Here is a 25,541-nt window from a genome sequence, read left to right as displayed (position 1 = left end):
TCAGTGCCTCACGCCGGTAGGGACAGCAGCGATGGGTTGCTCGGTCTCGACGTCGACATCGATGCTGCGGTTGAGGTTGCGGATCTGCATGCTGGTCTCGGTACCGGTCGGGAACTCCATGTCCGAGGGGCTCTGGTACGGCAGGTTGCGCACGATCCGCGGGGTGATCGACAGCACCAGCTCCGACTGGCTCTTGTCGTTGCGGTTGCTGCCGAACAGCCGGCCAAGGCCGGGAATATCGCCAAGGCCTGGAATCTTGTTGCCGCTGGCGCCTTCGTCGTTGCGCACCAGCCCTGCCAGTACCTGGGTTTCGCCGTCGTGCAGGCGCAGGCTGGTCTGGGCGTTGCGGGTATCGACCTGGACCGGGATGGTGCCCTGGCGGGTCGGCTCGAGCGGTTTGGCGTTGCTGACTTCAAGCGAAATCTTGATGGCCACTTCGTTGTTCAGGTGTACCACCGGGGTCACTTCGAGCTTGAGACCCACATCCAGGTAAGTGACGCTTTCGGTGATCACCGGACCCTGGGTCGAAGGCACCGAGGTGGCGCTGATGATCGGTACCCGCTGGCCAATGTGGATACGCGCCTGCTCGCGGTTGCTGACCCGGATCACCGGGCTTGCCAGGGTATTGATGTCGTTGTCCTGGGCGTTGATCTTGGCCTGGGGCGACGGCGAGAAGGTGATGCGCTCGGAGTTGATGCCGCGCAACTGGTCGATGGTGCTCACCGGGTTGCCGTCGTTGTTGAGGATGCCGAAGGTGTTGGGCCATTGCAGGCCCAGTTCGAGGATCCGCGAACGGGCCACTTCCATCACTTCGACCTCCAGCACAACCTCGGGGTTGGACTGGTCCTGGGACTGCAGCAGTTTCTCGGCCATGCGCACCGCGTCCGGGGTGTCGCGCATGGTCAGGGTGTTGAGGCGCTCATCGACGAACACGTCGCGGGTCTTGAGCATGGTCTTGACCATGTTCAGCGCGGTGTTGGAGTCGATGCTGGTCAGGTAGAAGGTGCGCATGACCAGTTCCTGGTAGTCCTTGGTCTTCTGCGGCGAGTCGGGGTAGATCAGCAAGGTGTTCTCGTTCACCACCTTCTGGTGCAGCTGGTTCTGTTCCAGCAGCAGCGACACGGCGTCCTCGATGCGCACGTCACGCACGAAGATGGTGGCTTTCATGTCGGGGCGCAGGTCTTTGTCGAAGATGAAGTTCAGCCCGGCGACCTGGGACAGCACCTCGAAAATGGTCTTCAGGTTGGCGTCGCGAAACTCCAGGGTCACTGGTTTTTCCAGCTTGGTCTGCAGTTGCGGGTTGGGCTGGGCGGTGCGGCTCTGCACCAGCTCGATGTCCTTGCGCAGGGCCAGGCCGGCTTCGTTCTGCGGGTCGAGCTGCAGCACTTCGCGCATGTGCCGCTCGGCACCGAACAGGTCGCCGCTGCGCAGTGCCGCCTGGCCCAGGGCAACGCGTTCACCGAGGTTGCGCATCAGCTCGATCTGGCGCACGGCGTCCTGGGCGCGGCGGTTGTTCGGTTCCAGGGTCAGCACCCGGCCATAGCCCATGCGCGCCCCGGCGAAGTCGTGGCGGCTGCGGTCGCTGTCGGCCTTGGCCAGCAGCTCTTCCACCGACTGCTTGCGGCCCTGCATCAAAGCGATGTTCAGCTCGGTGTCGCGGGGGTCTTCCTTGAGGGCTTCTTCGAGCCGCGCGATACCGGCTTCATACTGGCCTTCGTTGATCAACGCCTGGCCATCCTTGCGTGCGGCAGTCGTGCCGCAGCCGGCCAGGGCGACGCACAGTGCAAGCATCAAGAATGGCGCTTTGTTGCACAACCTGGACGAATTCATGGTGCGCTCCCTACAGACAAGGTCTGGGACAGGTGCAGTGGCAGGTAGACCAGGCTCAGCTCCGTGGCGGAGATCTGCTCGATCCGGTAGATGTCGTCGATCACATCGCCGCGACGCACGACGTAGAGTTTTTCGCCGCTTTGCAGGAACACCTGCTCATCGCCGAGGTTGTGCAGGCGGCCCACGAACTGAAATGGCAGCACCGGAGCCGAAGGCGCCGCCACCACGGGTGCTACGGCAACCGGCTTTTCGGTGACCGTGGCCATTTGTGCGGCCGGCTTCCAGCTCTTGCTCGGGAACAGGTCCCGCGGTTTGAGCGTGGTGGGTTTGGCGGCTTTGCCAGCCGCGTCGGCCGCGGCGACCTGGGCCTTGTCGGTGACAGCGACTGCGGCGGTGGTATCACCGGCCTCGTCGTCGAAAAAGTACCCCGGTGCCCAGGCCAGTACGGCCGCAGATCCGAGAAAGGCCAGCCAGGCCAGGCGGCGTTGAGTGTTCATCATGACCTCGACAGGTAAAGGGTCATCCGCAGGCGGCCGGTCAGCTCGCTGTCGCCGATCTTCTTGCGTTGCAGATCGACATCTTCGAGCACCAGCGCCGGCAATTGACCGAGCAAGGCATGGACAAATCGGCGGATCTGCGGATAGCTACCGCGCACCGGCAGGAGAATCTGGTAACGCGCCAGCTGGGTCTTGGGGTCAACGCCCAAGGCGTACTCGCCGCGCGCCAGGCTGATGCGTTCGGTCTTGGCCAGGCTGTAGATGCGGTCGATGGCCTCGGTGGCTTGGGGTTGGGCCGGTAGCTGCTTGTGAAAGTCCTCCAGTTCGCGCTGAGGCACCTGGGGCAGTTTCAGGGTGCCACTCTTGAGCTGGTGCAACTGGGCCTGTGCATCCAGGTTGCGGGCCTCGAGGTCCTGCACTCGCTGCCACTGCGGCACCACGGCGACGGCGCCGTAGAGCAAGGCAAGTACCACCAGGGCGCCACCGGCCAGGCCAACCACACCGAGCTGCTGCGCACGTTCGTGCAGAATCAGGCTAGGGATGCGCATTGCCGATCTCCCAGGTGGCCGACAGATTGAACTGCACCGGATGCTCGGGCTGCTTGGCCATGATTTCATGGTTGAGCAGCGACACATCGCGCAGCTCGCCACTGGCTTCCAGGCGTTTGTGAAAGGCCAGCATCGCTTCCAGGTCGCGGGCTTCGGCGCTGATGCGGACCTGGCCCTTGCGGGCATCCGGGGTCAGGGTCAGCAAAGCCACATCATCCTGGGGCAGGCCTTCGAGCATGTTGAACAGGCGCTCCCAGGGGCGTTGCAGCTGCTGCGAGACACTGCGCATCTGCGCCAGCTTTTCGGTTTGCTCGCGGCTTTGCGCCGGGGTCAGCGAGCTGACCTGTTCCGGACGCTTGCCCAGTTGCCGCTCGACCTGCTGCAACTGTTGCTCCAACGCGTCGTGCTGCCGATCGAAGCCTTGCTGCACCAGCACCGCGCCCAGTACCAGGCTTGCGCCGCCAACCAGCAGCGCCCAGGCGCCCAGGTGGGTGCGCCGTGGCTGAAAGTCCAGCTCCAGGCGGCGCATCTCAGGCCACCGCCCGGGACATGCTGCACAGCACGTCGCCGCCTTGTTCGGCCAGGGCGCACAACTGTACGCCGCTCAGCGCCGGGGGTTGTTCGAGACGGCCCGGCGCATGCAGGAACACCGGCAGCTCACGTTCGCCGGCGTTGAGTTCGCACTGGCGGGCGATCAGTGCCTTCAGCGCCGCATCGCTGTCACCGCAGCCCTGGGCGCTGACCTGCTGCCAGTTGCCGTTCTGCGCCAGCAGGCACACGCTGCGTTGTGGCTCGGCCAGCACGAACAGGAAGTCGCCCTGCCCCAGTTGCCCGGCAAAGCGGTTGTAGGCGGCCATCAGGTAAGGGCGGACCGAGCGCAGGCGCAGGCCCAGGGCCCGACAGTGATCGTTGAGCCGTTGCAGCAGCGCTTCGGGTACTGCCGTGGCAATCCGCGCAGAACCTGCGGCTTCCGGCGACACCACCAGGCGCCAGCCGTCCAGGCTCTGGCCGTAGTGGGCTTCGAAGCAGGCCCGGGCATAGTGGTGCAGTTCATCCGGGCGGTTGATGGCGGCGCTCCAGGGCACCAGGCAGAAGCGGCAGTACTGCGCCGACAGCAGCAGTTGCAGCTGCGCACCCTTGCAGCGTTGCTCGGCCAACAGACTGTGCAGGGTGTCCAGGGCCTGGCTGGCGGCCTGGCTGCGCTCGGCGATAAAGCCCAGGCTGCCCAGCCACTGTTGGTCCTGGCCTTGCAGCCGGGACAGGCCTACACCTTGTGCGCCAAGCACGGCGACGAATCGATCAGGCGACAAATGTGACACGATTGATCTCCTCCAAGGTGGTCCGCCCATCGCGCACCAGTTCCAGTGCCGAACTGCGCAGCAGGCGTAGCCCGCGTTGGCAGGCCAGGGTGCGGATCTGTGCCAGGGGGCGACGTTCGACGATCATTTGCCGCAGCTCGTCGTCCAGGTGCAGCAGTTCGGCAATCGCAGTACGCCCGCGATAGCCGCTGCCCCGGCACTGGCCGCAGCCGCTGCCATGGACAAAGTGGTAATCGGCCACTTGCCCGGCCTCCAGCCCCGACAGGCTCAGTTCCTCTTCGTCGGGCTGATGGGGGGCGGCGCAGTGCGGGCACACCAGGCGGATCAGGCGCTGGGCCAGGACGGCGTTGAGGGCGGAAACAAAGCTGTAGGGGTCGACCTGCATCTGGCTGAAGCGGCCGATCACATCGAAGACGTTGTTGGCGTGGATGGTGGTGAACACCAGGTGGCCGGTCAGCGCCGATTGCACGGCGATCTGTGCGGTGTCGGGGTCGCGGATCTCGCCGACCATGATCTTGTCGGGGTCGTGACGCAGGATCGAGCGCAGGCCCCGGGCGAAGGTCAGGCCCTTCTTCTCGTTGACCGGAATCTGCAGCACCCCCGGCAACTGGTATTCGACCGGGTCTTCGATGGTGATGATCTTGTCTACGCCGTGGTTGATCTCGCTGATCATCGCGTAGAGGGTGGTGGTCTTGCCGCTACCGGTGGGGCCGGTGACCAGGATCATGCCGTAGGGCTCGTTGGCCAGCCGGCGCAGGCTGCGCAGGGTGTGGTCTTCAAAGCCCAGGGCCTGGAGCTGCACGCCGCTGACGCGGTCGGCGAGGTCCTGCTTGTCGAGCACCCGCAGCACCGCGTCTTCGCCGAAGATGCTTGGCATGATCGACACACGAAAGTCGATCTGCCGGGCGCTGATGCCGATCTTGAAGCGACCGTCCTGGGGCACGCGCTTCTCACCGATGTCCAGCTCGGCCATGACCTTGATCCGCGAGATCACCTGCTCGGCGAACTCGCTGCCGCTGACCTTGCTGATGCTGTTGAGCACGCCGTCGATACGGTACTTGATCACCAGGCCGTTGCCGGTCACACCCAGGTGGATGTCGCTGGCATGCATCTTCAGGGCGTCGTAGAGGGTCGAGTTGACCAGCTTGACCACCCGGCTCTGGTCTTCGCTGATGCTGGCCAGCGACAGGCTTTGCACGGTATCCAGCTCTGCCACCGCCTCGCTGTCGTTATCCAGCGAGTCGACGGCATGAAAGCTTTCTTCGTGGCGGGCCAGGAAACCGGTCAGCTCGGCCGCTTGCACCAGGTACAGCGGTGCGCCCTGCAGGCATTCATCGATCCAGGCAAGACGGGCGGTGTCGAAGGGGTCGGCGAACACGCCCAGCGCCTGGCCGTCGTGTTCGAGGAAAATGAATTCGCGCTTCAGGCACTGGGCCAGGCTGACCCGGTCGAACAACGGCGTGGCGGCGAACAGTGCCTGGCCGTCGAGTACCGGGTAATGCAGGGTGGTGCCGAGGGCTGCGACAAAATCGGCGGGGGCAAGGCCGCTCAAGCGTTGCAGGGTGTCGATCAGGCGTTCGGCACTCTGCTCGGCGGTGGCACGGGCCTGGGCAAGCAACTCGCGACCCAGGGGCGCAGGCAGCGTAGCCTGGGCGGGGACAACGGCGAGCGACAAGGTTTCCATGGCTTGCTCTCCAGCGCGGGGCGCGGCAAGCCATGTTCAGGTTTGCTCGCGCGTTACTCCCCGGTGAGCAGTTGGTCCTCGTCCGGTCCTGGAGGCCTTGCGCCGTTACGGCGGCGGTCTGCCAGCACCCAACTACCATCGAACAACTGCAGGGGGAAACTTTCACTCCTGCTCTGGCGTCGTTCGACGAATCCTGTGTCCGTGTTGCCGGTGCCCTTCTCTTCGCGCTTGATGCCCATCAGGTCGAAGACTGCGCGGGCCAGTTCCGAAAGGGGAAAAGGCTTGAACAGGATATGACTGACGCCCAGCTGGGTGGCACGCTCACGGACCTCGGCGGTCGGATGGGCGGTGATCAGCACGAAATGACAGTCCCTGCGTTGGCGCACAGTCTCCAGTACCTGAAACCCCTCCATGTCGGGCAAGCGATAATCGAGCACTATCACGTCGGGTTGGGTGCGTTCGGCTTCGCCGATGGCCGTTTCCCCGTCGTAGGCAACATGGACGTTCAGGCCTTGCGAATCCAGGTACGCCTGGATATTGCCCGCAAGGGTCTGTTCGTCATCGACTACCAATACTGTGTTAACCAAGGTCGACTCCTCGAAGCACCACAGGCCCGGTTTCCCGGTCTGGCGAAGTGCGACCTTGTACAGGCTTACGCATGCTTCGTGCCAGACATGAGACGGCGCTATTAACTGTGCTATGTCGTTGATTCTTTAAGCGTAGACGCAAATGGCCCATGCGCCCTCCCCCCAATGCCGGGGACCGGCTGGCACTTTGCCCCTACTGATGCCCCCAACATTGGGGGTCAGGTCGATCGTCAGTCAAGTTTCTGCACCTGCCCGGCGTCTCGAAGTCGCTGTAGCAAGGCGTGGCGCGCCTGCGCCTGTTGCTGATCGATGAGGAGAGATTTTGCCAAGGCCAGTCCCTGTTCAGATTCGACAGAGCTGCTGGCGCTTTGGTTCGGTTGCGCTTGAAAAGAATTCTCGTTCGCCAGATAAAAAGCCTTTACTTGTGCAGCATCGGGCTCGGGCACTCGCGTGGCATCCATGAAGACCCGTTGCGCAGCCAGTTCATGGCGGGTGTAGTCGGCAAAGCTCTTGCTGTCGAAGCCGGCATCGGCCAGACGCTGCTCGAAGACCTGGGCGGAACCGAACGCCTGGCGCAGCCGGTCGATCTGCGCGTCCACTTGCGTGTCGCTGACCGTCACGCCCTGGCGCTGGGCTTCCTGCCAGAGCAGCTCCTTGTCGATCAGGTCGTTCAAGGCCTGGTCGCGCAGGCGCTTGTACACACTGGGGTTGCGGATACTGGTCAGCGCCCTGCCACGGTCCTCCAGGTACTCGGCAAAGTAGCGTTCGAGGCGCAACTGGCTGATGGCCACGCCATTGACCAGGGCCGCGGGCGGGCTCTCCTGGGCCTGCAGCGGCAGGGCCAACAGGCACAACAACAGACCGAGCAGTTTCATGGCGAATTCACCTCGACGACAGGCCGATAGGCGGCAACCGGGCGGAACACCGGGCCGGGCATTTCCAGGGTTACTACGTGGGCGCCCGCCAGGCCCTGGCGGCGTCCGGGGCCAAAGCCCAAAGGTGGGGTGAGGCCGGTTTGCACGTCGTGCAGGCTTTCGAGCGCCTGCACGAGCTTCTCCCGGCTGGCATCGCGACCAATGCGTTTGAGCGCATCGCCCAACAGTTGCATGGCGCACCAGGTGCTCACCTGCAACACACCCTGGCGGCCATCCAGGCCCTGGCGCTGGCGCAAGGCGCTCAGCGCCTCGCGGCCGTACGCCGTCCAGTCGCCGGGAACGAAGGGATAGGCCAGGAACACCCGTCGCGACCAGGCATCGGGCACCTGCGGCAGTTGCCCGGCCACCTGGCTCGAGGCAGCGAACAAATACGGTGTATGGCCCGCCTGCTTCAGCACCCCTGTCAGTTGGCTAAAGCTATCGCCCTGGCCGAGAAAGAAAATCGCCTGCCCTTGCCCATCCCATGCCTCGAGCGACTGCGCCTGCACATCGCTCCAGCCACGGTCCTGCAGGGCATGCTCAAGGTTGCGGGCCAGGCTCGCCCTGGCCTCGTCGGCATACACAATCCGTGTACTGGCCCGCTCCAGGGCGAGGTTGGCCTGGGCATAGTCGGCCAGGCTCAACAACTGTTCGCGCAAGCCCGGCAAGGGGTCGAAGATCTGCACACTGTCCGCCAGGGCCGGTGCCGTACCTACCAACGGTACCTTCGCCTGCTCCAGGCGCGTGGCCAGGGTGGACTCCAGTGCCGGCGCCAGCGGGGCGATCATCGCGAACACCTGTTCCTGCACCAGCAATTGGCCCAGGGCTTTCTCGGCGCTATCCCGGTCGGGCCCGGGGTCCAGGCTGACCAGTTCAAGCTGGCGGCCATGAATACCGCCCTGCTGGTTCAGCTGCGCGATGCGGTCGCGGAGCACCGCCGCGACTACCTTGGCCGAATCGGCCAGCGGGCCCTGGGTGGGCAGCAAGGTGCCCAGGCGCAAGGTCTGTTCTTCTACCCCCGGGTCGCGGTCATCGGCCAGGCGCTTGAGGTAGGCGTTGAGGTTGCGCTGGTCGGCCATGCTCAACACGAAGCGTGGCATCGCCGGGTCCAGTCGGTTGCCGCCAGGGTCGCGGCCCTCCTGGATTGCCCGGGCCAGCGTGGCCTCGGTGTAGGCCGGGTAGTAGCGGCCGTTGGCCTGGCGCAACTGCTGCCCCACCGCCAAGCGCTGCCAGCTCAACACCGGCGGGCGCACGCCGCCTTCGGCGCGGCCCAGGCCATCGGCGCCATGGCAACTGGCGCAGGGCACCACACTGGCCGGTACCAGCATGTCCGCCGCTCCGACCCGCGCCGACACCTGGGCATCGCTGCTCGACAGTCCCTCACGGTACAGGCGCTTGCCGGCAAGCTCGTTGGGGGTCAGGTCCAGGGCAGGTGCCTGGACGCTGGCGACCAGCATCAGCACCAAGGCCCCTGCACGCAGCACGGCGTTCATGCTGTTCAACGTCCGGCCAGCGGTTGCGACAGCAGTTGCAGGCGCTGGGCGATCGCCTGGGCGGGCGCGTCGGGGCGGATCTTGCTCCAGCGCTTGTTGGCTACGTCACCGGCAATCAATTGGGTGGAATGTTGTTCGGGGCTTGGGATCAGATGCCCCAGGCGCGCCAACACCAGGTCCATCTGCGCTTTTTCGCCGGTCAGGAACAGCCAATTGGGGCCGTCCACCCCCTGCTTGCGGGCAAACTCCTTGAGCACTTGCGGGGTGTCGTTGGTCGGGTCGCTGCTCAGGGAAATGAAGGTCACCTTGCTGGCCTGCTCCTCACCCATGGCTTCGCGTACCTCGCGCAGTTTGCGGGTGATCAGCGGGCAGGCGTCGTTGCAGTGGGTGAAGATCACATTGAGCATCACCACCTTGTCTTTCAGCACATCGCTGTAGAAGCGCAAGGTTCGGCCGTTCTGGTCTTGCACCAGGCTGTCGGTGAAATACGCCTGGGCGTCGTGGGTGCCGGCGGTGGGTGTTACCGCGCGGGGATCGACCGCAGGAGCGCCGCCCGGCTCGGGTGCGTGGCCCTCATGGGCGAACGCCACGGCGCTGAGTATCCACAGGCAGGCGGCCAGCACTAGCCAATCGCCACCGCGCATGCAGGTTCTACTTCCCGAGGCGGCGCTCATGGCTGCACCTCCTGGGCAATGGCGGTGTGCTTGGCATGCACCCGACGGGCGCTGAGCCGGTCGATTTCGGTGACCAGCAATGCAGGGTCGGTGAAGCCGTAGAAGCGCGTCCACTTGCCGCTGCGACCATCGCCCACCAGGATCAACGGCGGGTGCTCGCCCAGGTTGGCGCTGAAGCTGCCCAGGCCCTTGAGGGTTTCGTTGACCGCGTACGGCGTGCCGGTCAGCCAGCTCCAGCCGGGGCCGGCCTGGAAGGTCTTGGCATAGTCGAGCAGGCGCTTGGAGTCGTCACGCTGGGGGTCGACGCTGATCGATACCAACTGCACCTCGCTGCCCACCCGGCCGCCCAGTTGCTTCTGCACCTTGGCCATGATCGAGGACACCACCGGGCACACCGTGGTGCAGCTGGTGTAGATGAAGCCCATGACCACCAGGCGATCGGCCACCAGGTCCTTTTCAAGACGCACCGGCATGCCGTTCTGGTCCAGCAGTTGTACATCGGCAAAGCGCACCGAAGTTTTTTCCTGGTGGGCGGCAGGCGTGCCGTGGCCGCTGTGGTCGACACCATTGTGGGCCTGGGCCAGGCCACAACTGGCAGCCAGCAGGCACAGGCTGAACAGTCTGCAACGATCGAGCTTTTTCATCGCGAACTCCTTGAACCGGTGTCAGACGCTTGTTGGGCCTGCGCGGGCAGCACCCGCAGGCTGGCGTAGTTTTTCTCGGCAAAGGCGGCGCCCAGCGACGGCGCCTGGACATGCAGGTACCAGGCGCCGCTTTCAGCCAGGTCCAGGGGGGCCTCGTAGACTCCATCACCCACCTCTGTCACCTGGCTGTTGCGAGCTCGCGAGGTAGGTGCGAGGAAGTAGCGCACACTCAGGTCCTTGATGCCGTTACGCGGGGTGCCGTTGCCCTCGACGATGCGAAAACGCGCTGTGAAGGGGTTGCCTTGCACCACCACGGCGGGCTCGAGCATGAACTCTATCTGCGGCGTCTGCCGATGCGCAGCGGTGGGCGAAGCGGACACCTCGGTGCTGAAGCAGTGGATGATCTGCGGCTGGTTGAGCAGGAACGCCACGTCAAAAGTACCCGCGGCCGGCAGCTTGACCGTGGAGCTGTAAACCCCCGGCGCCACCTCACGCAGGCTGCGGTCGATCACCAGCGCAGCCCGGGCGTTGTGGCCCCGGTTGGGGTAGCCGGACATCGGCGCGTTCATGCCTTCGGCATAGAAATAAGTGGTGTTGTCGGCCGGATTGACCACGAACACCGAGTTTTCGTCGCGGGCCACGGTGAGCCCCTGGGCCAGCGGCAGGTCCCCGGCCTGGCGCGGGGGCACGGCCCCGGCGTCGAAGCCCTGGACAATGGGCTGGCGCCCTTCGCCGAGGCTGCTCAGGTTGATCATGCTGACCTTGGACGAAGCCAGGCCGCGGACATAGGCATAAGCCTGGGTAAAGGTCAGTTGGTAGGGTTCGGCGGCCACCGGCAGGCTGTGGATCAGCCTGTCGGTACTGGCGTCGATCACCAGCGCTTGGTTTTCCAGGGTGTTGAGGACGATGCCAAAGCGCCCGTCACGGCTGAAGCGCATCGGACCCAGCCCCTGCTTGCCCTGGATCAGGTGGCGCTGGGTGTGGCTGCGCGCATCGATCACGCTGACGGTCCCGTCACGCCCGTCCGCCACATACACCGCCTGGGACAGCGCCGAGTAGGCCACCGACAAGGGGTGCGAGCCCACCTTGACGGTCTTGACCAGGCGCATGTCGCTGGCGTCGATGACACTCAAGGTGCCGCTGTCGCGGTTGCTGACAAAGGCGTAGCGCGAGTCGGCACTGAAGGCGATTTCGTGGTGGCCGGCGCCGGTGGCGAAGAACTTCATGGCCTTGCGGCTGGGCACGTCGATGACGGTGACGCCGCTCTGGGCCGGATCGCTGGCGTTGTTGCCGACCCACAGCAGGCGCTGGTCCGGCTGCAGCGCGACCCGCAGCGGCTGCTTGCCGGCGGCGATGCTGCCGATGCGCTGGAAGGTCTCGGTGTCGATCAGGGCCACTTCCCCGCGTTCGGGGATCGACACAAACACCAGCTTGTCATCGCCGCTCGGGGTCCAGTCCATCGGCTGGCCGGGCAGCTCGATGCGCGCCAGGGTACTGGTGACACCGCCCACCGACACCGACGGGTCGATCACGGTGAGGCTGGCGTCCTTGTTCAGCACCAGCAGGAAGTAGCTGTTGAGGTCGAGCAATGGCCGGGCACCGATGCTGCTTTTGAGGAACAACGCCACCCGGGCCTTGCAGCTTTGGCTGCGATCCTTGACCGCCTCGCCGGTCAGCGCCGGGTCCAGCCAGGCGCCGGGGGATACCCCCGACAGTGGCTGGCCGCTGTTCTGGTCAGTGATCTTGAAGCGCACGTTGGCAAAAGCCCCTTCGGTCAGCACCCCGCCACTGCCCAGTGGCCGGGCCTCGAACTCGACGGTGACCCCGTCGCGGCTGAGCCGGCGCAAGGCCTGCGGGTCAGCGCTGGCTTCGGCTTCGGCCTTGGCCAGCTCGCTGCGCGGGTCGCACCACAGGCTTTCATAGGCGACCCCCAGGCCCATCAGGGCCAATCCGGTCAGCAGTCCCAGGTACAACGGTCGGTTTTTCTTGATCATGACCTCTCCCCCTTTCCTTGCTACTGCGCTGGTGGTGTAACCGGTGGCGCTTCTTCCGTTACCCGCAGGATGCCCCACAGCCCCGAGGCATTACCGTATGCAGCGTAGTCGCGGTACAGATAGTCGCCCGGCACCGCATTGGCCCCACCGGCACTGGGCACCATGAAGCTGAAGTGCGCGGCCGGCAGCACGCTTTCCTGGGCGCCGATGAACATCGCCTGCGGGTTGTAGCCAAAGCGCACCGACCCGATCCCCGGCAGGTTCAAGGGGTAGCCGCTGACGTCGGACTTCTCGGCCTGGTAGTTGTGCAGCGGCCAGATGTGCCCATCGAGCTGGTAGGTGATACCGCGGCTGCCACCGGTCGGCATCAACACGTGGTTGCGCAACGGCTGGCCCGGCTTGGCCCAGAGCACCGGCGTCTGCGGGTCGCTGCCCACCAGGGCGTTGCTGTAGGCCATGTGCGCGTTGGGGACATCCGCCCAGCCGTAGCCGTCGGCATGGCCGAACGGCGCATCCGGGGCCAGGCCGAAGCGGAACCACAGCGGCTCGGTCTTGTAGTTGATGGCCATGTTGGAGTTGTCTTTCGGGTCGCCCGGTACGCCATTGCCCTCGGTGGCTATACCTTCGACCGGACGGCCGTCGGACCAGCGCATGTTCAGCGCCCGCTGCCACACGGTGGCAAAGTCGCGGTAGGCTGGCTGGCCCGGCACCTGCACCGTGGCCGAGGCCCGGCTGGCGGTGTCTTCGGTCCAGGTGGCAGTCTGCGGCACGATGCTCATGGCGCCCACCAGGCCTTTCTGGCCCTGCTTGATGACATCGGCCGGGGTGATGTTCAGGCCGCCGAATTCGATGGCGGTGGTGTTGATGTTGTCCACCGAACGGCCCATTTGCATCACCGGCTTGCCTTCACGTTCCAGGTGACCGGCGTAGTACTGGTACACCTTGCTCGGGTAGGCACCGCTGCTGCCATTGCGCGGCGGTACGGTCTGCACCGGGTTCTGGCCGACGTTGGCACCGTCCGACTTGGTGATGTCGTAGGCCAGCAGTTGGGCGTGCAGGCCGACGTGGCTGGACGGCCGCATCAGGTTGTTGTTGAAGGCGGTGGAGCCCTCGCTGCCCTGACGGTCGCGCTTGACCACGTTCTGCATCACCGCCGTGCTCGGCAGGTCCGGCATCACCAGGGGCAGACGGTTTTCGAGGGTGATCTTGAGGCAGTCACCGGCTGCTGCACGCAGTACCAGGGGCTCGATCGGCACGCCAGGTTTCAGCTTGCCGGTCACAGGGTCCAGGTCGGCCTTGCGCACATAGAGGATGGCGGTCGGGTCATGCAGCGGCCCGCTGTGGCCACCCACGGTGAAGGTCTCGCCGTCCTCCGGATCGGTCACGGTCACCTGCGGGATGCTGGTGCGTCGGCTGTTGTAGACCAGGGTGCCGCCATTGGCCTTCAACGGGCCGCCGACATGCTGGCCGACGCCGCTTGGATCATTGATGCTGACCGCCAGCGGGTTGCCGAGGATGTCGTTGGCAAGCGCCGCGACGATCTCGTAGCTGCGTTGCACGGTCGGCCGGGTACCGATGCCATTGGCGTTGGCGGTGTAGCGCGGGCAGATGCCGTCGAACGCCACGGTGTTGCGCGCCGCCATCGGCAAGGGGTTGTTGGGCAGCGGGAACAGGTCGGGACGGTTGGCGGTGTAGTTGCGCATCACCCCCCAGATCCCGTTCCAGTAGCCTTCATGGGCCGCATCGAGCGAGTACAGGTAGTCGCCGTTGGGCGCAGACGAGCTGGAGATCATCGACACCGGCGCCATGAAGCCCAGTTGCTCGGAGATACCCACCATCTGCGAGGATTTCCACCCGGAGTTCGAGCTGTTGCCATAGCCCGAGCCATTCTGCAGCCATTTGACGCCGTGCAGGGTCACGTTGTGCTCCTCTTCATGGCCACCGGCGTGCATGCGCAGGCGCACGTTGTCACCGGAGTAGGTCCGCAACATCGGCGTGAACGGGTCACCCGGCTCGGCGCCCGCCTTGTTGATGTGCGGCGGGAACAGCGTGGTGCCGCCGGTCGGGCCGACTGCAGAGGTGATCGCGGCCGGCGACAGGTTCATCGCCGGGATGGCACGGTCGGTACGGCTCTGCATGGCGAACGCCAGGTCACCGGCCATGCCGTCGGCCTGCATGCCACGCTTGCCGTCCGGGGCTACCTTGTTGGGGTCGTAGACCCGCAGGGCCAGTGGCTCGTTACGGTAGTTGACGACGAACATGCCTGGGTCATCCACCGAAATCGCTTGCGGGCAAGGCCGCGACGGGCATCCCGGCGACAGGCCGCCGCGCGACTCCACCACCGCCTCGAGCAGGTTGGACGCCTTCTGCCGAACCGGCGGGTTGATCGCGAAGCGGAAGCTGTCGGCGGTTGCCGGGTAGGCTTGCGCGTTGGGGATACCGTCCGGGCCTGCGCCCACATACACACCGGCTTCATAGGCGTGCTGGAAGTCGCTGTATTCCAGGAAGAACTCGCGGTAGCTATCGTTGCGCCCGTCACCGTCCAGGTCGCCGGTCTTGACCACCGCCTGCCATGAGGTAGGGCCGCCGTCTTCGCGCACCGCCGGGTTGTACAGTTGCTCGCCGGTCTCGGCGTGATACCAGGTGGAACCTGCTGGTTCGGCCAGCACGGTGGCATACAGGCCCAGTTGCTGGTGCGTCGATGGGCCGAGGTGATCGTGGGTGAAGATGGTGCCCAGGCCACGGTCGACGTTATGCACGTTGACTACAGGGTCTGCGAACCAGCGTTGCATGGCCGTGCGCGCGCCCACCCAGTCGGCCCGCCCGTAGCGACCGAAGAACGGATGGGTCTTGGCCACCGGGCACTCGGCGGTGCCTTCGCGCGGGTCACCACTCACGCACTGGTTGAACTCGCGAATGGCATGGATACGCTCGACCACAGTGCCGGGCGAGAGAATACCGTCTTCGTAGTTCCAGCCGTTGGCCGAGCCGTCGGCGGCCGTCAGGTCCCATTTGGGCAGGTGGATGTGCTGGCCGATCACGTCGGTCGGGGTGCGCACCTGGTAGTCGTCCATCTCGTAGTACGACGGGATCAGGTTGGTGTGCTGGTACATCACGCAATCGAAGGTGTTCATGCGCATCACCAGCGGCTCCGGTGGGCGCTGCTTGTTGATCACCGGCCACACGTCTTCCCACAGGGCAATGATGCGCGCCTGCGGGAAGTGGTAGCCGACCTTGTTGTACACCGCGTCGAACTGGATGTTGGCGCCTTTATAGATGCGCGGACGGTCGGCGGTGAAGGTCGAGGAGCCGGTGAAGGTCATGGCGTCCAGACGTTCACCACTGTTGAACTCGCCATTGCCGGCTGCCAGGGTCAGGCGCTTGGCGCGGTCATCCATGCACGGCTCGAAGAACGGTGCGCCGGCGGTGGGGGCCGCGCCGTTGGTGCGGAAGTTGCGCGCCACGGTCTGGCTGTCCGGCAGTACTGCATAGCTTGGATGTTCGAGCTTGGAATGGAAGCTCATCGCCGCCTGCTCGACGTCGGTGCCCTCCTCCGGCAGGAACACCGCCTTGGCCTTGGTGATCGACTTGGTGAAGTCCAGCGCCGTGGTGGTGATATTGGCCTCGCCACCGGCGGCCATGCCGTCCAGGGAGTGGCGTGGCAGACCACCGTCCCACCCCCCCACCTGGGCCGGGTCGAGGTTGGCCCACAGGGCATTGCCGGTGTTTTTCAGGGCAGTGGCCTTGGCCGGGTCAAGCATGTCCAGCGGTGGGGTGGGCGGACGTTGGCCGACCGTGCTCTCCATGCCGCCGATCCAGAATGGATAGCCGGGGTTCTTCAGGCTGCCGTCGGCGTTGCGGTTGGCTTCGCTGCGGTCGACCAGCACCAGCGAGCCAATGGCACGCGGGGCCTGCTCGTGGTGACCGGAGTCGTCATCGCCCTCTTGTTCGTCGTCATCGTCGTCGTTCTCGGCGACCAGGGTCGGGGCCAGCTTTGGAATCACCGCCACTTTGCCCGGCATGGGCGCCATGGCCTTGCCAGGCAGCGGCACGATGGCCGGGATAGGCGTACCGGCGACGATCTCGCCGTCGGGCAAGGCCCGGGCACCGGCGGCAGGTTTGCCGCTGCGCAGTGCGTAGGGTTCGCTGTGATAGCCGTCCTCACCCTGACTGGACACCTCCAGGCGCGTGCCCTCTTCGAACACGTCGTGTACCCGCCACATGCTCCACATACCTTGGGCGAAGTGCGGGTAGAAGTGGCAGTGATAGATCGCATCGCCCGCGACCCGGTTGCGGTTGCCCGAACCGCCGTTGGCGATTTCGTAGGTGTAGCCCACCCCCGGGCCAATGCCCTGGGCGTCGACGTAGTCGGAGTTGTCGTCGTTGGGGTTGAACAACCACTGGTGCCCGTGCAGGTGGAAAATATGCTGCTCGTGGCCGTTGTGGGTGTTGCGAAACTTGACGAAGTCACCGATGTAGCTGTGGTTGACGTTGGCAGGCTCTGCCGGGTACAGGGCCATGGTGGCCTTGACCCCGATCTGGTCGGCGCTCGGCGTTTGGCCAGGGCGCAGGTTCTCGAGGCCGACGTTGGCGGGTACATCCACCAGCATCGCCACGTCACCGACGGTGTGCGAACTCAGGAAGAACTCTTCATAAGAGCATGACAGGCAGTCATGCATCGGCCCCACGCCCAGGCGATTGGCCACCACTTCCGCGCCCATGCCGCCAGAGCCGTAGTTGATCATGAACGAGTCGCGGGTCGGCTCCAGCACGTGGCCCATCACCGGGTCGGCCCAGTAGCCGGGGAAGGCCTGGGTGGCGGCCGCTTCATCGGTGAACTGCGCGGCGAAGTCGCGGAACGGCTCGAGGCGGTTGGGCACCGCCGGGTTGCGCTTGCCGAGGCTTTCCAGCGGGTAGGTGGACGGCGGGAAGCTGCCGTCGGTGTTGGGGCCCATGACCACGGCATCGGACTCACTGGAGATGATCTCGTTGCCGTCGACCATGGCGATGATCGGCGAGCCGGCCTTGCCCTCGCGGATCCATGGCTCGCGCTGAGGATAGCGCGCCTGGTAGTCGACGATGGGCTGGCCGGTCGGCGCCCGCCCGGTAGTGCTCAGGCGCATCTCTTCTTCGGTGAGGGTGTTGCGGTAGGTGCGGGCGAACTTGGGCAGCACCACCACCTGGCCGAACAGGCCGTTGGCGACGTTGCCGGCGCCACCCTGGCCGCCGAAGGTGGCGCCCTGGCTGGTCGCGGCGAACGCGCCTTCGCGCTCGGCGTACAAGGTGTAGGTACGGTTGGCGCCGGGGGCGATCAGGAAGTTGCCGTTGCGGCCGGTGTTGGCGGCGATGTCGCCGATGCTGTTGACCGCCTGCATGCCGTTGACCTGGAAGCCCACGTGGCGGTCGGTGACCTGGTCATCGACCACAAAGCTTTCACCGCCTTGTTCATTGCCTTCGTTTTCGAACTCGTTCTCTTCGCCTTCGGCCTCGGGGCCTTCGTTTTCTTCTTCGTGATCGATCCCGTGCTTGTTCGGGTTGGCCTGGTAGGCCAGCAGGTTCTGCAGGTTGATGGTCAGGCAGTCACCGGCGGCCACCCGCAGCACAATGGGACGTGGGCGCTTGTCGGGCCGCAAGGTGACCTTGCCGGGCACCGCCGCCCCGCCATTGGCCAGGGAAACCTGATGTTCGTCGACCACGTCGCGGCGCAGGGCGAACATCATGCCGTTGGCGTTCTGCGCCCCCAACCGGTTGAACATCAGGGGCTGATCGAGTGCAACGACGTTGGCCACCAGGTTGCGTTCGCAACGCACCGCGGCCTCGCTGCCTTCCTGCCAACCCAAGGCGGCAGCGGCGAACAGCAATGAGGTAAGGACAGAGCCTTTTAGTGGGGTCATTGTGCACCTCCGCTGGTGCCTGGGTTCTCTGGGAAGGCTTGAGCAAGGCCCGTGCCAGGTGGTTTTTTACTTAACTATCAATAGCCTGGAGCCCGTAATGAATCCTGATTGGGGGGGATTCCCCGGTATTCCCCACTAAACGGGGAATCCCTTATCGCCGGGCAAGTCCAGACGCCATCACAGCGGCGCATCCACGGCCAATCCCTGCAGCCGCCGGTACTGGCGCAACACCTTGGGTACATAGCGCTGGGTCTCGGCATACGGCGGCACTACCCGTCCACGGCGCATCACCGCGTCGGGGCCGGCGTTGTAGGCCGCCACCGCCAGGGTGATGTCGTTGTCGAAGAGAGTGAGCATGCGCTTGAGGTAGCGCGCCCCGCCCTGCACGTTGGAGGCAGGGTCCAGGGCATTCTTGACGCCCAGCTCCCTGGCGGTATCGGGCATCAGTTGCATCAGGCCCACCGCGCCACTGGCCGACCGGGCATTGGGGTCGTAGCGTGACTCGGCCTGGATCACCGCATGCAGCAGGGCTTCAGGCAGGTCGTTGGCCTTGGCCGCCGCCGCTACCACCTTGGCATAAGGCATCCCGGTGATCAGTTGCGCCTGGCCACTGCTGGCAAGGCTCGCGCCCGGTTCGCTGATGACGCGCTGGTACTCGCGCCCGGGTCGGTGGACGTTGGACAGCACGTAGCTGCCATCGGCCTTGATCGAGATATAGACATCGGCCTGGACCGGGCTGGTCGATGCCAGACAGACAAACATTCCTGCAGTGAGCCAGCGCATGCTGCCGCCCTCCCCGTTGCGTCCCCCGAAAAGTGGGGCATATGCCCCGATTGCCGAGGCTTTCAGCCAGTGACGCAAGCACTGTGCCGCCTTGCCATGCCCGTGGCGCAAAGGCTTGGCGCAGACGCGCACGGCATTTGCATGAGGCATTGCAGGCGCACAATGGAGGGCTGGTCATGAACAACAAGAAACGCGCACAACAGGGATTCACCCTGCTTGAACTGCTGGTGGTACTGGTGGTGCTGGGGCTGTTGGCCGGTATCGTCGCACCCAAGTACTTCAGCCAGCTGGGGCGCTCCGAGGCCAAGGTGGCGCGGGCGCAGATCGAAGGCCTGGGCAAGGCCCTGGACCTGTATCGGCTGGAGGTAGGGCATTACCCCAGTTCAGAGCAAGGCCTGAACGCCCTGGTGGCGGCCCCCAGCGACGAAACCCGCTGGTCGGGGCCCTACCTGCAGAAAAAAGTCCCGCAGGACCCGTGGGGCCGCAACTACATCTACCGCCAGCCTGGCGAGAACGGCGAGTACGACCTGCTGTCGATGGGCAAGGACGGCCAACCCGGCGGTGACGGTGAAAACGCCGAGATCACCAGCTGGCAGTAAGCGAGGAACACGCCATGCGCTACGAGCTCAAGGCACTGGGCAAGGCCGGTGTGGTGCTGCTGACGCTGGACGCCCAGGATGCCGGGCAAGCCAGGCAGCAGGCCGAGCAACAAGGTTTGCGGGTGGTCAGCGTGCGCAGTTGCGAACGCTTTGCCAAATTGCGCTGGCGCCGTGGCGAGGCGTTCGACCTGGTGCTGTTCAGCCAGGAGCTGACCACTCTGCTCAATGCCGGCCTGCCGCTGATCGACGCCCTGGAGAGCCTGGCCGAGAAAGAGTCGGCCCCCCAGGCGCGCAAGACCCTGGGCGAACTGGTGCGCCTGCTGTACGAGGGCAAGTCGTTCTCCCAGTCGCTGGCGCAATTGCCCAGTGTATTCCCGCCGCTCTATGTCGCCCTGGTGCAGTCGAGCGAGAAGACCGGCGCCCTGGGTGATGCCCTGGGGCGCTACGTCGCCTATCGCCAGCGCATGGACGAAGTGCGCCAGAAGATCATCAGCGCCTCGATCTACCCCCTCTTGCTGTTGCTGGTTGGTGGCGGCGTGGTGCTGTTCCTGCTGGGCTATGTGGTGCCGCGCTTCAGCCTGGTGTTCGAGGGCCTGGGCACGGAGCTGCCCTGGCTGTCGCGGCTGCTGATGCAGGCCGGGATGTTCCTGCATGCCCATCAGGCGCCGCTGGGTATCGGATTTGTCGCAAGCATGGTGGGGCTGTTCGTGCTGCGACGCGATCCCCGGGTACGACGCTGGCTCAACCGCCAGCTCGAACGCTTGCCGGCCCTGCACCGGCGCCTGGTGATGTACGAGCTGGCGCGCTTCTACCGGTCGCTGGGGATTCTGTTGCAGGGCGGTATCCCGATCTTGACGGCCATGCAGATGGCCCGCGGGCTGCTCGGTGCAGCCGCCAGCCTGCGCCTGGAGCAGGCTTGCGAACGGGTGCGCGAAGGCTTGTCGCTGTCGGCGGCGCTGGAGGCCGGGCAACTGGTGACGCCGGTGTCGTTGCGCCTGCTGCGCGCCGGTGAGCAGTCGGGCAACCTGGGGCAGATGATGGAGCGCAGCGCCGACTTCTACGATGAAGAGATCGGCCGCTGGATCGAGTGGTTCGTGCGCCTGTTCGAGCCGCTGCTGATGACCTTCATCGGGCTGTTGATCGGCTTTATCGTGATCTTGATGTACATGCCGATCTTCGAGCTGGCCTCGAGCATTCACTAGCCGGCAACGTGACATTCCTGTGCGCTTGCTGTATAGATTCGGCCCACCAAGGGGAGCCCGGCAACGGGCTGAGAAACCGCTGGCGCGAGCAGCGCGGTGACCCTTCGAACCTGATCCGGATCATGCCGGCGAAGGGATGGGGATAGCCAACCTGCCTTTTTGCCGGTCTCACTGCGAGGCCGCCCATGTCTGCTACCACCGGTCTCGCTGTCGCCATCAATGAGGACAGCAGGATGACCGAACGCTTTACCGACACCCTCCGCCGCCAGAGCGAACCGAGCTGGACCCAGTCCATCGAGCATCGTTTCGTCAACGAACTGATGGCCGGCACCCTCGACGATGCCGTCATGGTCAATTACCTGATCCAGGACCATCGTTTCATCGACAGCTTCCTGACCCTGCTCGGCGCCGCCATTGCCACGGCCGATACCTTCGAGGCGCGTATCCGCCTGGGTCGCTTTACCGGGGTGATTTCGGGGGAAGAGAACACTTATTTCCTGCGCGCCTTCGAAGCGCTCGGAGTCAGCGAGGCGCAACGCCTGCAAGCGCCGGACGCAGCGCCGACCGCAGGCTTCAAGGCCCTCATGCGCGAAGCGGCGGCCACCCGTTCCTACGCAGCGGCCCTGGCGGTGCTCAATGTCGCCGAAGGCCTGTACCTGGACTGGGCCCTGCGGGCACCCAAAGTTCTGCCGCCACGCTTTGAACACGCCGAATGGATCACCCTGCACGACAACCCCGATTTCCAGGCCTTTGTCGCCTTCCTGCGCAGCGAGCTGGATCGGGTCGGCCCTGCCCACGTGCAGGTCAGCACTGATTTCTTCCTGCGCGCCGTCACCCTGGAACATGCCTTCTTCGACGCCGCCTACGACCTCAAGGGATAAGCAATGGACATCTTCGATCGCCTCAAGCAGGCAGCCGCCGCCGACTGGAACAGCTACGTCGACCACGCCTTCGTCCGCCAGATGGGCGCCGGTACCCTGGCGCAACCGGCCTTTCGCAAGTACCTGGTGCAGGACTACCTGTTCCTGATCCAGTTCGCCCGCTCCTGGGCCCTGGCCGCCTACAAGAGTCGCACCCTGGCCGACATCCGCTCGGCCCAGGCGGGGCTGGCGGCGATCCTCGACGAGACCGAGCTGCATGTGCGCCTGTGCCAGCGCTGGGGCCTGTCGCCCGACGCGCTGGCGGCCACGCCGGAACACCAGGCCACGGTGGCCTACACCCGTTTCGTGTTGGACTGCGGCGCGGCGGGCGACCTGCTCGACCTGCATGTGGCCCTGGCACCCTGCGTGATCGGCTATGCCGAAATCGGCCGCAACCTGAGCCCCGACGGTGTCGAAGCCCTGGCCGATCACCCGTATCGCGAATGGATCGGCGAATACGCCGGGGCCGGCTACCAGGCGGTGGCAACGGCTGCCCGGGCGCACCTGGACGACCTGGCGTCACGGACGATGACCGAGCGTCGGTTCGAGGAGTTGGTGAAGATCTTCGCCCAGGCCTCGCGCCTGGAAGCAGACTTCTGGCAGATGGGCCTGGACGCCGAGTAAGCCCCGGCGCCCCCGGCATTGGGGGCTACAACCCCCAATGCATCAAGGCCAGCACCAGCACGACAAGGAACACCGTCTCCCCCACCATCAAGGCAATGGGCTTGATGCCTACCCTGGCCAGTTCCTTGAGCTGCGTCTTCATCCCCAGCGCACTGATCGCCACCACCAGGCACCAGCGCGACAGGTCATTGACCCCACCCTGCACCAGCGCCGGGACCCAACCGGTACTGTTCAGGCAGGCCAACAGCACAAAGCCCACCGCGAACCACGGCAACAGTGGCGGCCGCTGCCCGCTGGCATCGTCCCCGGCGCGCCGGGTGATCATCGCCGCCACCACGATCACCGGCAGCAGCATGGCCACCCGCATCAGTTTCACCACGGTCGCCACATCGCCGGTCTCGGTGGACATGCTGTAGCCGGCCCCCACTACCTGCGCCACATCATGAATGGTGGCCCCCAGGAACACCCCGGCCTGTGGCGGCGAGAGCTGCAACCAGTCGGCAATCATCGGGTAGACAATCATCGCCAGCGTCGACAACGCCGACACCCCGATCACCGTGAACAGCGTGGCATGCTCCTTCTGCTTGTGCGCGGGCAAGGCCGCCGCCAGCGCCAACGCCGCCGAAGCCCCGCAGATCGCCGTGGCACCGCCGGTCAGCATGCCGAACAACCGATTGAAGCCCATGGCCTTGGCGACCACCATCGACACCCCGATAGTCACCACCACGATGATGACTACCAGTGCCACCGGCTTCCAGCCGAGGCTGGCGATTTGCTCGAGGGTGATGCGCATGCCCAGCAGCGCGACACCGATGCGCAGCACCGTGCGCGCGGTGAATTCAATACCGGCCTTGCAACGACCGTCCGCCGCGAGGAAGTTCAGGGCCATGCCCAGCAACAGGGCGAACAGCATCACCGGCGCGTCGTAATGTTCACTCAGGAAACTGGCCGCCGCCGCCGCGATCAGGCTGACGACAAAACCCGGTGCCAGTTCTCGTGCACGGTGGTTGACGGTGGCAATGGCGATAGTGCTCATGGGCCGGGCTCCTCGGAATCCACAACGATAAACACCTGCTCGCCCTGGCGCTCGACCGGGTAGCTAGGCACCTTGAGCGCCGTCGAATTGAGCAGGTACCCGCTGGCCAGATCGAAGCGCAGGCCGTGGGCGCAGCACTGGATCACCCGCCCCTCCAGGCGCCCGCCACACAGCGAGGCGCCCTGGTGCGGGCAGCTGTCGTCGATGGCGTACAGGGTGTCGGCGACGTTGAACAGCGCCAGGCTCCTGCCCTCGAATTCCACCAGCGCGCGGCAGTCGCGCGCCGGCACCTTGTGGCCGGGTACCGGATAGCGAAGCGTCATGCTGTCGCCTCTTCCAGGGACTCGCGTATCACCTCGAGCAGCACCTCCACAGGCTGGGCGCCTGACACCACCCGGTGCTGGTTGAAACTGAAGCACGGCACACCACTGGCTGGTGCCGGGCTGGCCCCGATGAACGGGGTGGCGTCGCCGCGCAGGCAGTCGGCAACCTGCGCAGGCATCAGCCCGCAGCCCTCGGCAATGCTCAGCAAGGTGCTGCGATTGCCCAGGTCCTTGCCCTGGTGAAAGTAGCCGGCAAACAGCTGATCGAGCAGCGCCTGGACCTGCGTCGGGTTGCCCAGGGCCACCGCGCGCTCCAGCAAGCGATGGGCATCGGCGGTGTTGGGCATGCGGCTGATGCGGGAAAAGTCGATGGGCTCCCCCGCCGCGTTGGCCGCCACCTTCACCTGCGCCTGACGATGGCGCACGGCCTGTTCGCTGCCCAGTCGCTGAAGGTAGAACGCCTCGAACGGCAAGCCTTCTGCCGGGACGTTCGGCAACAGTTGCACGCCCCGCCAGCGCAGGTTGACCTGTAGCTGGGGGTACTCGGCACGCAATTGCCCCAGGGCACGCTCGAGGTGACGCTGGCCGATCAGGCACCAGGGGCAGATAAAGTCGAAAAATACATCGATGGACAACACGGGCTTCACGGTTTCAACTCCTGGGCCACGCCTGGCTCGGCTGCGTGTGGATCCTGCAGGCGAGCCATATCGTTGTGGTAGTGGCGTTTGGCGATAAAGAACACAGCCGCCGCGCCGATGCTGATCAGCGGCACCAGCTGGAAGGCGGCATGCAGGCCGATCACGTCGGAGACGCGGCCGGTAATCAATGGCCCCGTGGCCAGGCCCAACAGGTTGTTGGCCAGGGTCAAGGTGGCGAATGCCGTGCCATGCACAGAGTAATGGGTGAGGTTGGCGACCATAGCGCTGGACGGCCCGTTGGTGCCGGCGGCGATCATCATGCCCAGGCAGATCAGCACCAGTTGCGCGGTGCCCGAAGGCAAGGCGAAGGCCAGCGACAGCAGCAGGCAGCTGCCCAGGCAATAACCGATGGCCAGGCTGATCTTGCGGTCCGGGCGCTGGCGGCCCAGGCGGTCACAGAGCATGCCGCACAGAATGATGCCGATACCGCTGCACAGCACGATGATGGCGGCCACGGCCCCGGCTTTGTCGGTGCCCATGTCGTAGTAGCGGTTCAGGTAGCTGGGCATCCAGACAATCACCGTACCGCCCACGAAAAGCTGCAGGCCGCTGGCCACGTAGGCGGCGATCACCGAACGGCTGCCATACAGGGTATGCAACGGGCGGGCGACCTTGCAGGCGGCTGCCGCGGCGCGCTTGGGGGCGATCTTCGCTTCCTTGACGATCAACGGATACAACACCGCCAGCAGCAGCCCGAACAGCGCCATGCCGGCAAATGCCCAGCGCCAGCCAAAATGCTGGGCCATCACCCCGCCCAGGGCCATGCCCAGCACCGAGCCGAACATGCCGCCGGCCATGAAGGCGCCGGCCAGGGTGGCGCGCATGTCGCGGGGGAATACCGCCACCACCACGGCGATGCCGACGCTGCCATAGGCCGCTTCCCCAACACCCACCAGAAAGCGGGCAATGAACATCTGCTGGTAGTTTTCCGCCAGGGCGCAGCCCAGGGTCGCCACGCTCCAGAGCACGGCCATCAGCACCAGGCTTCGGATCCGGCCAAAGCGGTCGGCCAGCAACGACAGTGGGAAGGTCAGCAGCCCCACCATCAGGGCCACAATGCCGCTGAGCAGGCCCAGCTGGCTGTCGGTCAGGGTCCATTCGCTCTTGAGCAGCGGGAAAACGGCATTCAGGACCTGGCGCGACATGTAGTCGGAGATCAGCAGGCCAAAGGTCAAGGCAAAGACAATCCAGGCATAGCGCCGCGGAATGCCACGTGAAGTGTCGGCACCATCATCTGTGGCGCTGGCGATATAGGCGGCCATGCTGCCTCCTCTGGTT

Annotated in this window: 22 protein-coding genes and 1 riboswitch; of the genes, 4 read left to right on the top strand and 18 right to left on the bottom strand. The window is 65.3% G+C overall.

Annotation, left to right across the window (positions count from 1 at the left end):
- From NPS58_RS12440 to NPS58_RS12375, 14 genes are all read right to left on the bottom strand, one after another.
- On the bottom strand, positions 1-1,830 hold the full coding sequence (locus NPS58_RS12440; protein ID WP_274115651.1) for a secretin N-terminal domain-containing protein: 1,830 nt from the start codon (positions 1,828-1,830) through the stop codon (positions 1-3).
- Positions 1,827-2,327 carry a hypothetical protein gene (locus NPS58_RS12435; RefSeq protein WP_274115650.1) on the bottom strand — a complete coding sequence of 167 codons (501 nt, stop codon included), beginning with the start codon at positions 2,325-2,327 and terminating at the stop codon, positions 1,827-1,829. The genes NPS58_RS12440 and NPS58_RS12435 overlap by 4 nt, the downstream gene beginning before the upstream one ends.
- Positions 2,327-2,875: a type 4a pilus biogenesis protein PilO gene (pilO, locus tag NPS58_RS12430; protein WP_274115649.1), complete on the bottom strand. Its 549-nt coding sequence runs from the start codon at positions 2,873-2,875 to the stop codon at positions 2,327-2,329. The genes NPS58_RS12435 and pilO overlap by 1 nt, the downstream gene beginning before the upstream one ends.
- The gene (locus NPS58_RS12425) at positions 2,862-3,404 is read right to left on the bottom strand and encodes a pilus assembly protein (protein WP_274115648.1); all 543 of its coding nucleotides are present in this window, start codon (positions 3,402-3,404) and stop codon (positions 2,862-2,864) included. The genes pilO and NPS58_RS12425 overlap by 14 nt, the downstream gene beginning before the upstream one ends.
- 1 nt (position 3,405) lies before the next feature.
- Entirely contained in the window at positions 3,406-4,194 is a 789-nt protein-coding gene (locus NPS58_RS12420; protein WP_274115647.1) for a hypothetical protein, read from the bottom strand.
- Positions 4,175-5,878, bottom strand: a complete 1,704-nt coding sequence (locus NPS58_RS12415) for a GspE/PulE family protein (protein WP_274115646.1) — start codon at positions 5,876-5,878, stop codon at positions 4,175-4,177. Before NPS58_RS12415 ends, NPS58_RS12420 begins: the two co-directional genes overlap by 20 nt.
- A gap of 53 nt (positions 5,879-5,931) precedes the next feature.
- On the bottom strand, positions 5,932-6,465 hold the full coding sequence (locus NPS58_RS12410) for a response regulator (RefSeq protein WP_274115645.1): 534 nt from the start codon (positions 6,463-6,465) through the stop codon (positions 5,932-5,934).
- A gap of 230 nt (positions 6,466-6,695) precedes the next feature.
- Positions 6,696-7,340 (bottom strand): SurA N-terminal domain-containing protein, encoded by a 645-nt coding sequence (locus tag NPS58_RS12405; RefSeq protein WP_274115644.1) that lies wholly within the window; start codon positions 7,338-7,340, stop codon positions 6,696-6,698.
- Positions 7,337-8,872 carry an ABC transporter substrate-binding protein gene (locus NPS58_RS12400; protein ID WP_274115643.1) on the bottom strand — a complete coding sequence of 512 codons (1,536 nt, stop codon included), beginning with the start codon at positions 8,870-8,872 and terminating at the stop codon, positions 7,337-7,339. The genes NPS58_RS12405 and NPS58_RS12400 overlap by 4 nt, the downstream gene beginning before the upstream one ends.
- Positions 8,873-8,877: 5 nt before the next feature.
- Complete coding sequence (locus NPS58_RS12395) at positions 8,878-9,546, bottom strand: SCO family protein (protein WP_274115642.1); 669 nt, start codon at positions 9,544-9,546, stop codon at positions 8,878-8,880.
- Entirely contained in the window at positions 9,543-10,190 is a 648-nt protein-coding gene (locus NPS58_RS12390) for an SCO family protein (RefSeq protein ID WP_274115641.1), read from the bottom strand. Before NPS58_RS12390 ends, NPS58_RS12395 begins: the two co-directional genes overlap by 4 nt.
- Positions 10,187-12,184 (bottom strand): cytochrome D1 domain-containing protein, encoded by a 1,998-nt coding sequence (locus NPS58_RS12385; protein WP_274115640.1) that lies wholly within the window; start codon positions 12,182-12,184, stop codon positions 10,187-10,189. Before NPS58_RS12385 ends, NPS58_RS12390 begins: the two co-directional genes overlap by 4 nt.
- Before the next feature lie 20 nt (positions 12,185-12,204).
- A complete protein-coding gene (gene mnxG, locus NPS58_RS12380) occupies positions 12,205-18,078 on the bottom strand; it encodes a manganese-oxidizing multicopper oxidase MnxG (RefSeq protein WP_274115639.1) in 5,874 nt (1,957 codons plus the stop codon).
- Between the two features lie 177 nt (positions 18,079-18,255).
- On the bottom strand, positions 18,256-18,861 hold the full coding sequence (locus tag NPS58_RS12375) for a lytic transglycosylase domain-containing protein (RefSeq protein WP_274115638.1): 606 nt from the start codon (positions 18,859-18,861) through the stop codon (positions 18,256-18,258).
- A 176-nt stretch (positions 18,862-19,037) separates the two neighbouring features.
- Between NPS58_RS12375 and gspG the strand changes: the two genes are divergently transcribed.
- From gspG to NPS58_RS12355, 4 genes are all read left to right on the top strand, one after another.
- Positions 19,038-19,460, top strand: coding sequence for a type II secretion system major pseudopilin GspG (gspG, locus tag NPS58_RS12370; protein ID WP_274115637.1), 423 nt, complete (start codon positions 19,038-19,040; stop codon positions 19,458-19,460).
- A 14-nt stretch (positions 19,461-19,474) separates the two neighbouring features.
- Positions 19,475-20,662: a type II secretion system F family protein gene (locus NPS58_RS12365; RefSeq protein ID WP_274115636.1), complete on the top strand. Its 1,188-nt coding sequence runs from the start codon at positions 19,475-19,477 to the stop codon at positions 20,660-20,662.
- Positions 20,663-20,701: 39 nt separating this feature from the next.
- A riboswitch (TPP riboswitch) is annotated at positions 20,702-20,816 on the top strand.
- A gap of 79 nt (positions 20,817-20,895) precedes the next feature.
- Positions 20,896-21,543, top strand: coding sequence for a TenA family protein (locus tag NPS58_RS12360; protein ID WP_274116532.1), 648 nt, complete (start codon positions 20,896-20,898; stop codon positions 21,541-21,543).
- A 3-nt stretch (positions 21,544-21,546) separates the two neighbouring features.
- On the top strand, positions 21,547-22,206 hold the full coding sequence (locus NPS58_RS12355; protein WP_274115635.1) for a TenA family protein: 660 nt from the start codon (positions 21,547-21,549) through the stop codon (positions 22,204-22,206).
- Between the two features lie 25 nt (positions 22,207-22,231).
- Here NPS58_RS12355 and NPS58_RS12350 read toward each other — a convergent pair whose 3' ends face one another.
- Genes NPS58_RS12350 through NPS58_RS12335 form a run of 4 tightly spaced genes read right to left on the bottom strand, consistent with a single transcriptional unit; the run spans position 22,232 to position 25,525 of the window.
- Entirely contained in the window at positions 22,232-23,242 is a 1,011-nt protein-coding gene (locus tag NPS58_RS12350; protein WP_274115634.1) for a YeiH family protein, read from the bottom strand.
- The gene (locus NPS58_RS12345) at positions 23,239-23,565 is read right to left on the bottom strand and encodes a Rieske (2Fe-2S) protein (protein WP_274115633.1); all 327 of its coding nucleotides are present in this window, start codon (positions 23,563-23,565) and stop codon (positions 23,239-23,241) included. Before NPS58_RS12345 ends, NPS58_RS12350 begins: the two co-directional genes overlap by 4 nt.
- The gene (locus NPS58_RS12340) at positions 23,562-24,212 is read right to left on the bottom strand and encodes a DsbA family oxidoreductase (protein WP_274115632.1); all 651 of its coding nucleotides are present in this window, start codon (positions 24,210-24,212) and stop codon (positions 23,562-23,564) included. The genes NPS58_RS12345 and NPS58_RS12340 overlap by 4 nt, the downstream gene beginning before the upstream one ends.
- The gene (locus NPS58_RS12335) at positions 24,209-25,525 is read right to left on the bottom strand and encodes an MFS transporter (protein ID WP_274115631.1); all 1,317 of its coding nucleotides are present in this window, start codon (positions 25,523-25,525) and stop codon (positions 24,209-24,211) included. Before NPS58_RS12335 ends, NPS58_RS12340 begins: the two co-directional genes overlap by 4 nt.
- Positions 25,526-25,541: the final 16 nt, after the last annotated feature.

Origin of the sequence: Pseudomonas putida (genome assembly GCF_028682455.1) — a bacterium.
Classification (GTDB): domain Bacteria; phylum Pseudomonadota; class Gammaproteobacteria; order Pseudomonadales; family Pseudomonadaceae; genus Aquipseudomonas; species Aquipseudomonas putida_AA.
Note: the sequence above shows the minus strand (reverse complement) of the source record. Positions and strands in the feature narration are given on the sequence as shown.

What these genes read in the sequence shown, in the direction of transcription:
- NPS58_RS12440 (WP_274115651.1), bottom strand. Translation starts at nt 1,830, where the DNA reads ATGAATTCGTCCAGGTTGTGCAACAAAGCGCCATTCTTGATGCTTGCA.
- NPS58_RS12435 (WP_274115650.1), bottom strand. Translation starts at nt 2,327, where the DNA reads ATGAACACTCAACGCCGCCTGGCCTGGCTGGCCTTTCTCGGATCTGCG.
- pilO (WP_274115649.1), bottom strand. Translation starts at nt 2,875, where the DNA reads ATGCGCATCCCTAGCCTGATTCTGCACGAACGTGCGCAGCAGCTCGGT.
- NPS58_RS12425 (WP_274115648.1), bottom strand. Translation starts at nt 3,404, where the DNA reads ATGCGCCGCCTGGAGCTGGACTTTCAGCCACGGCGCACCCACCTGGGC.
- NPS58_RS12415 (WP_274115646.1), bottom strand. Translation starts at nt 5,878, where the DNA reads ATGGAAACCTTGTCGCTCGCCGTTGTCCCCGCCCAGGCTACGCTGCCT.
- NPS58_RS12405 (WP_274115644.1), bottom strand. Translation starts at nt 7,340, where the DNA reads ATGAAACTGCTCGGTCTGTTGTTGTGCCTGTTGGCCCTGCCGCTGCAG.
- NPS58_RS12400 (WP_274115643.1), bottom strand. Translation starts at nt 8,872, where the DNA reads ATGAACGCCGTGCTGCGTGCAGGGGCCTTGGTGCTGATGCTGGTCGCC.
- NPS58_RS12395 (WP_274115642.1), bottom strand. Translation starts at nt 9,546, where the DNA reads ATGAGCGCCGCCTCGGGAAGTAGAACCTGCATGCGCGGTGGCGATTGG.
- NPS58_RS12390 (WP_274115641.1), bottom strand. Translation starts at nt 10,190, where the DNA reads ATGAAAAAGCTCGATCGTTGCAGACTGTTCAGCCTGTGCCTGCTGGCT.
- NPS58_RS12385 (WP_274115640.1), bottom strand. Translation starts at nt 12,184, where the DNA reads ATGATCAAGAAAAACCGACCGTTGTACCTGGGACTGCTGACCGGATTG.
- mnxG (WP_274115639.1), bottom strand. Translation starts at nt 18,078, where the DNA reads ATGACCCCACTAAAAGGCTCTGTCCTTACCTCATTGCTGTTCGCCGCT.
- NPS58_RS12375 (WP_274115638.1), bottom strand. Translation starts at nt 18,861, where the DNA reads ATGCGCTGGCTCACTGCAGGAATGTTTGTCTGTCTGGCATCGACCAGC.
- gspG (WP_274115637.1), top strand. Translation starts at nt 19,038, where the DNA reads ATGAACAACAAGAAACGCGCACAACAGGGATTCACCCTGCTTGAACTG.
- NPS58_RS12365 (WP_274115636.1), top strand. Translation starts at nt 19,475, where the DNA reads ATGCGCTACGAGCTCAAGGCACTGGGCAAGGCCGGTGTGGTGCTGCTG.
- NPS58_RS12360 (WP_274116532.1), top strand. Translation starts at nt 20,896, where the DNA reads ATGACCGAACGCTTTACCGACACCCTCCGCCGCCAGAGCGAACCGAGC.
- NPS58_RS12355 (WP_274115635.1), top strand. Translation starts at nt 21,547, where the DNA reads ATGGACATCTTCGATCGCCTCAAGCAGGCAGCCGCCGCCGACTGGAAC.
- NPS58_RS12350 (WP_274115634.1), bottom strand. Translation starts at nt 23,242, where the DNA reads ATGAGCACTATCGCCATTGCCACCGTCAACCACCGTGCACGAGAACTG.
- NPS58_RS12345 (WP_274115633.1), bottom strand. Translation starts at nt 23,565, where the DNA reads ATGACGCTTCGCTATCCGGTACCCGGCCACAAGGTGCCGGCGCGCGAC.
- NPS58_RS12335 (WP_274115631.1), bottom strand. Translation starts at nt 25,525, where the DNA reads ATGGCCGCCTATATCGCCAGCGCCACAGATGATGGTGCCGACACTTCA.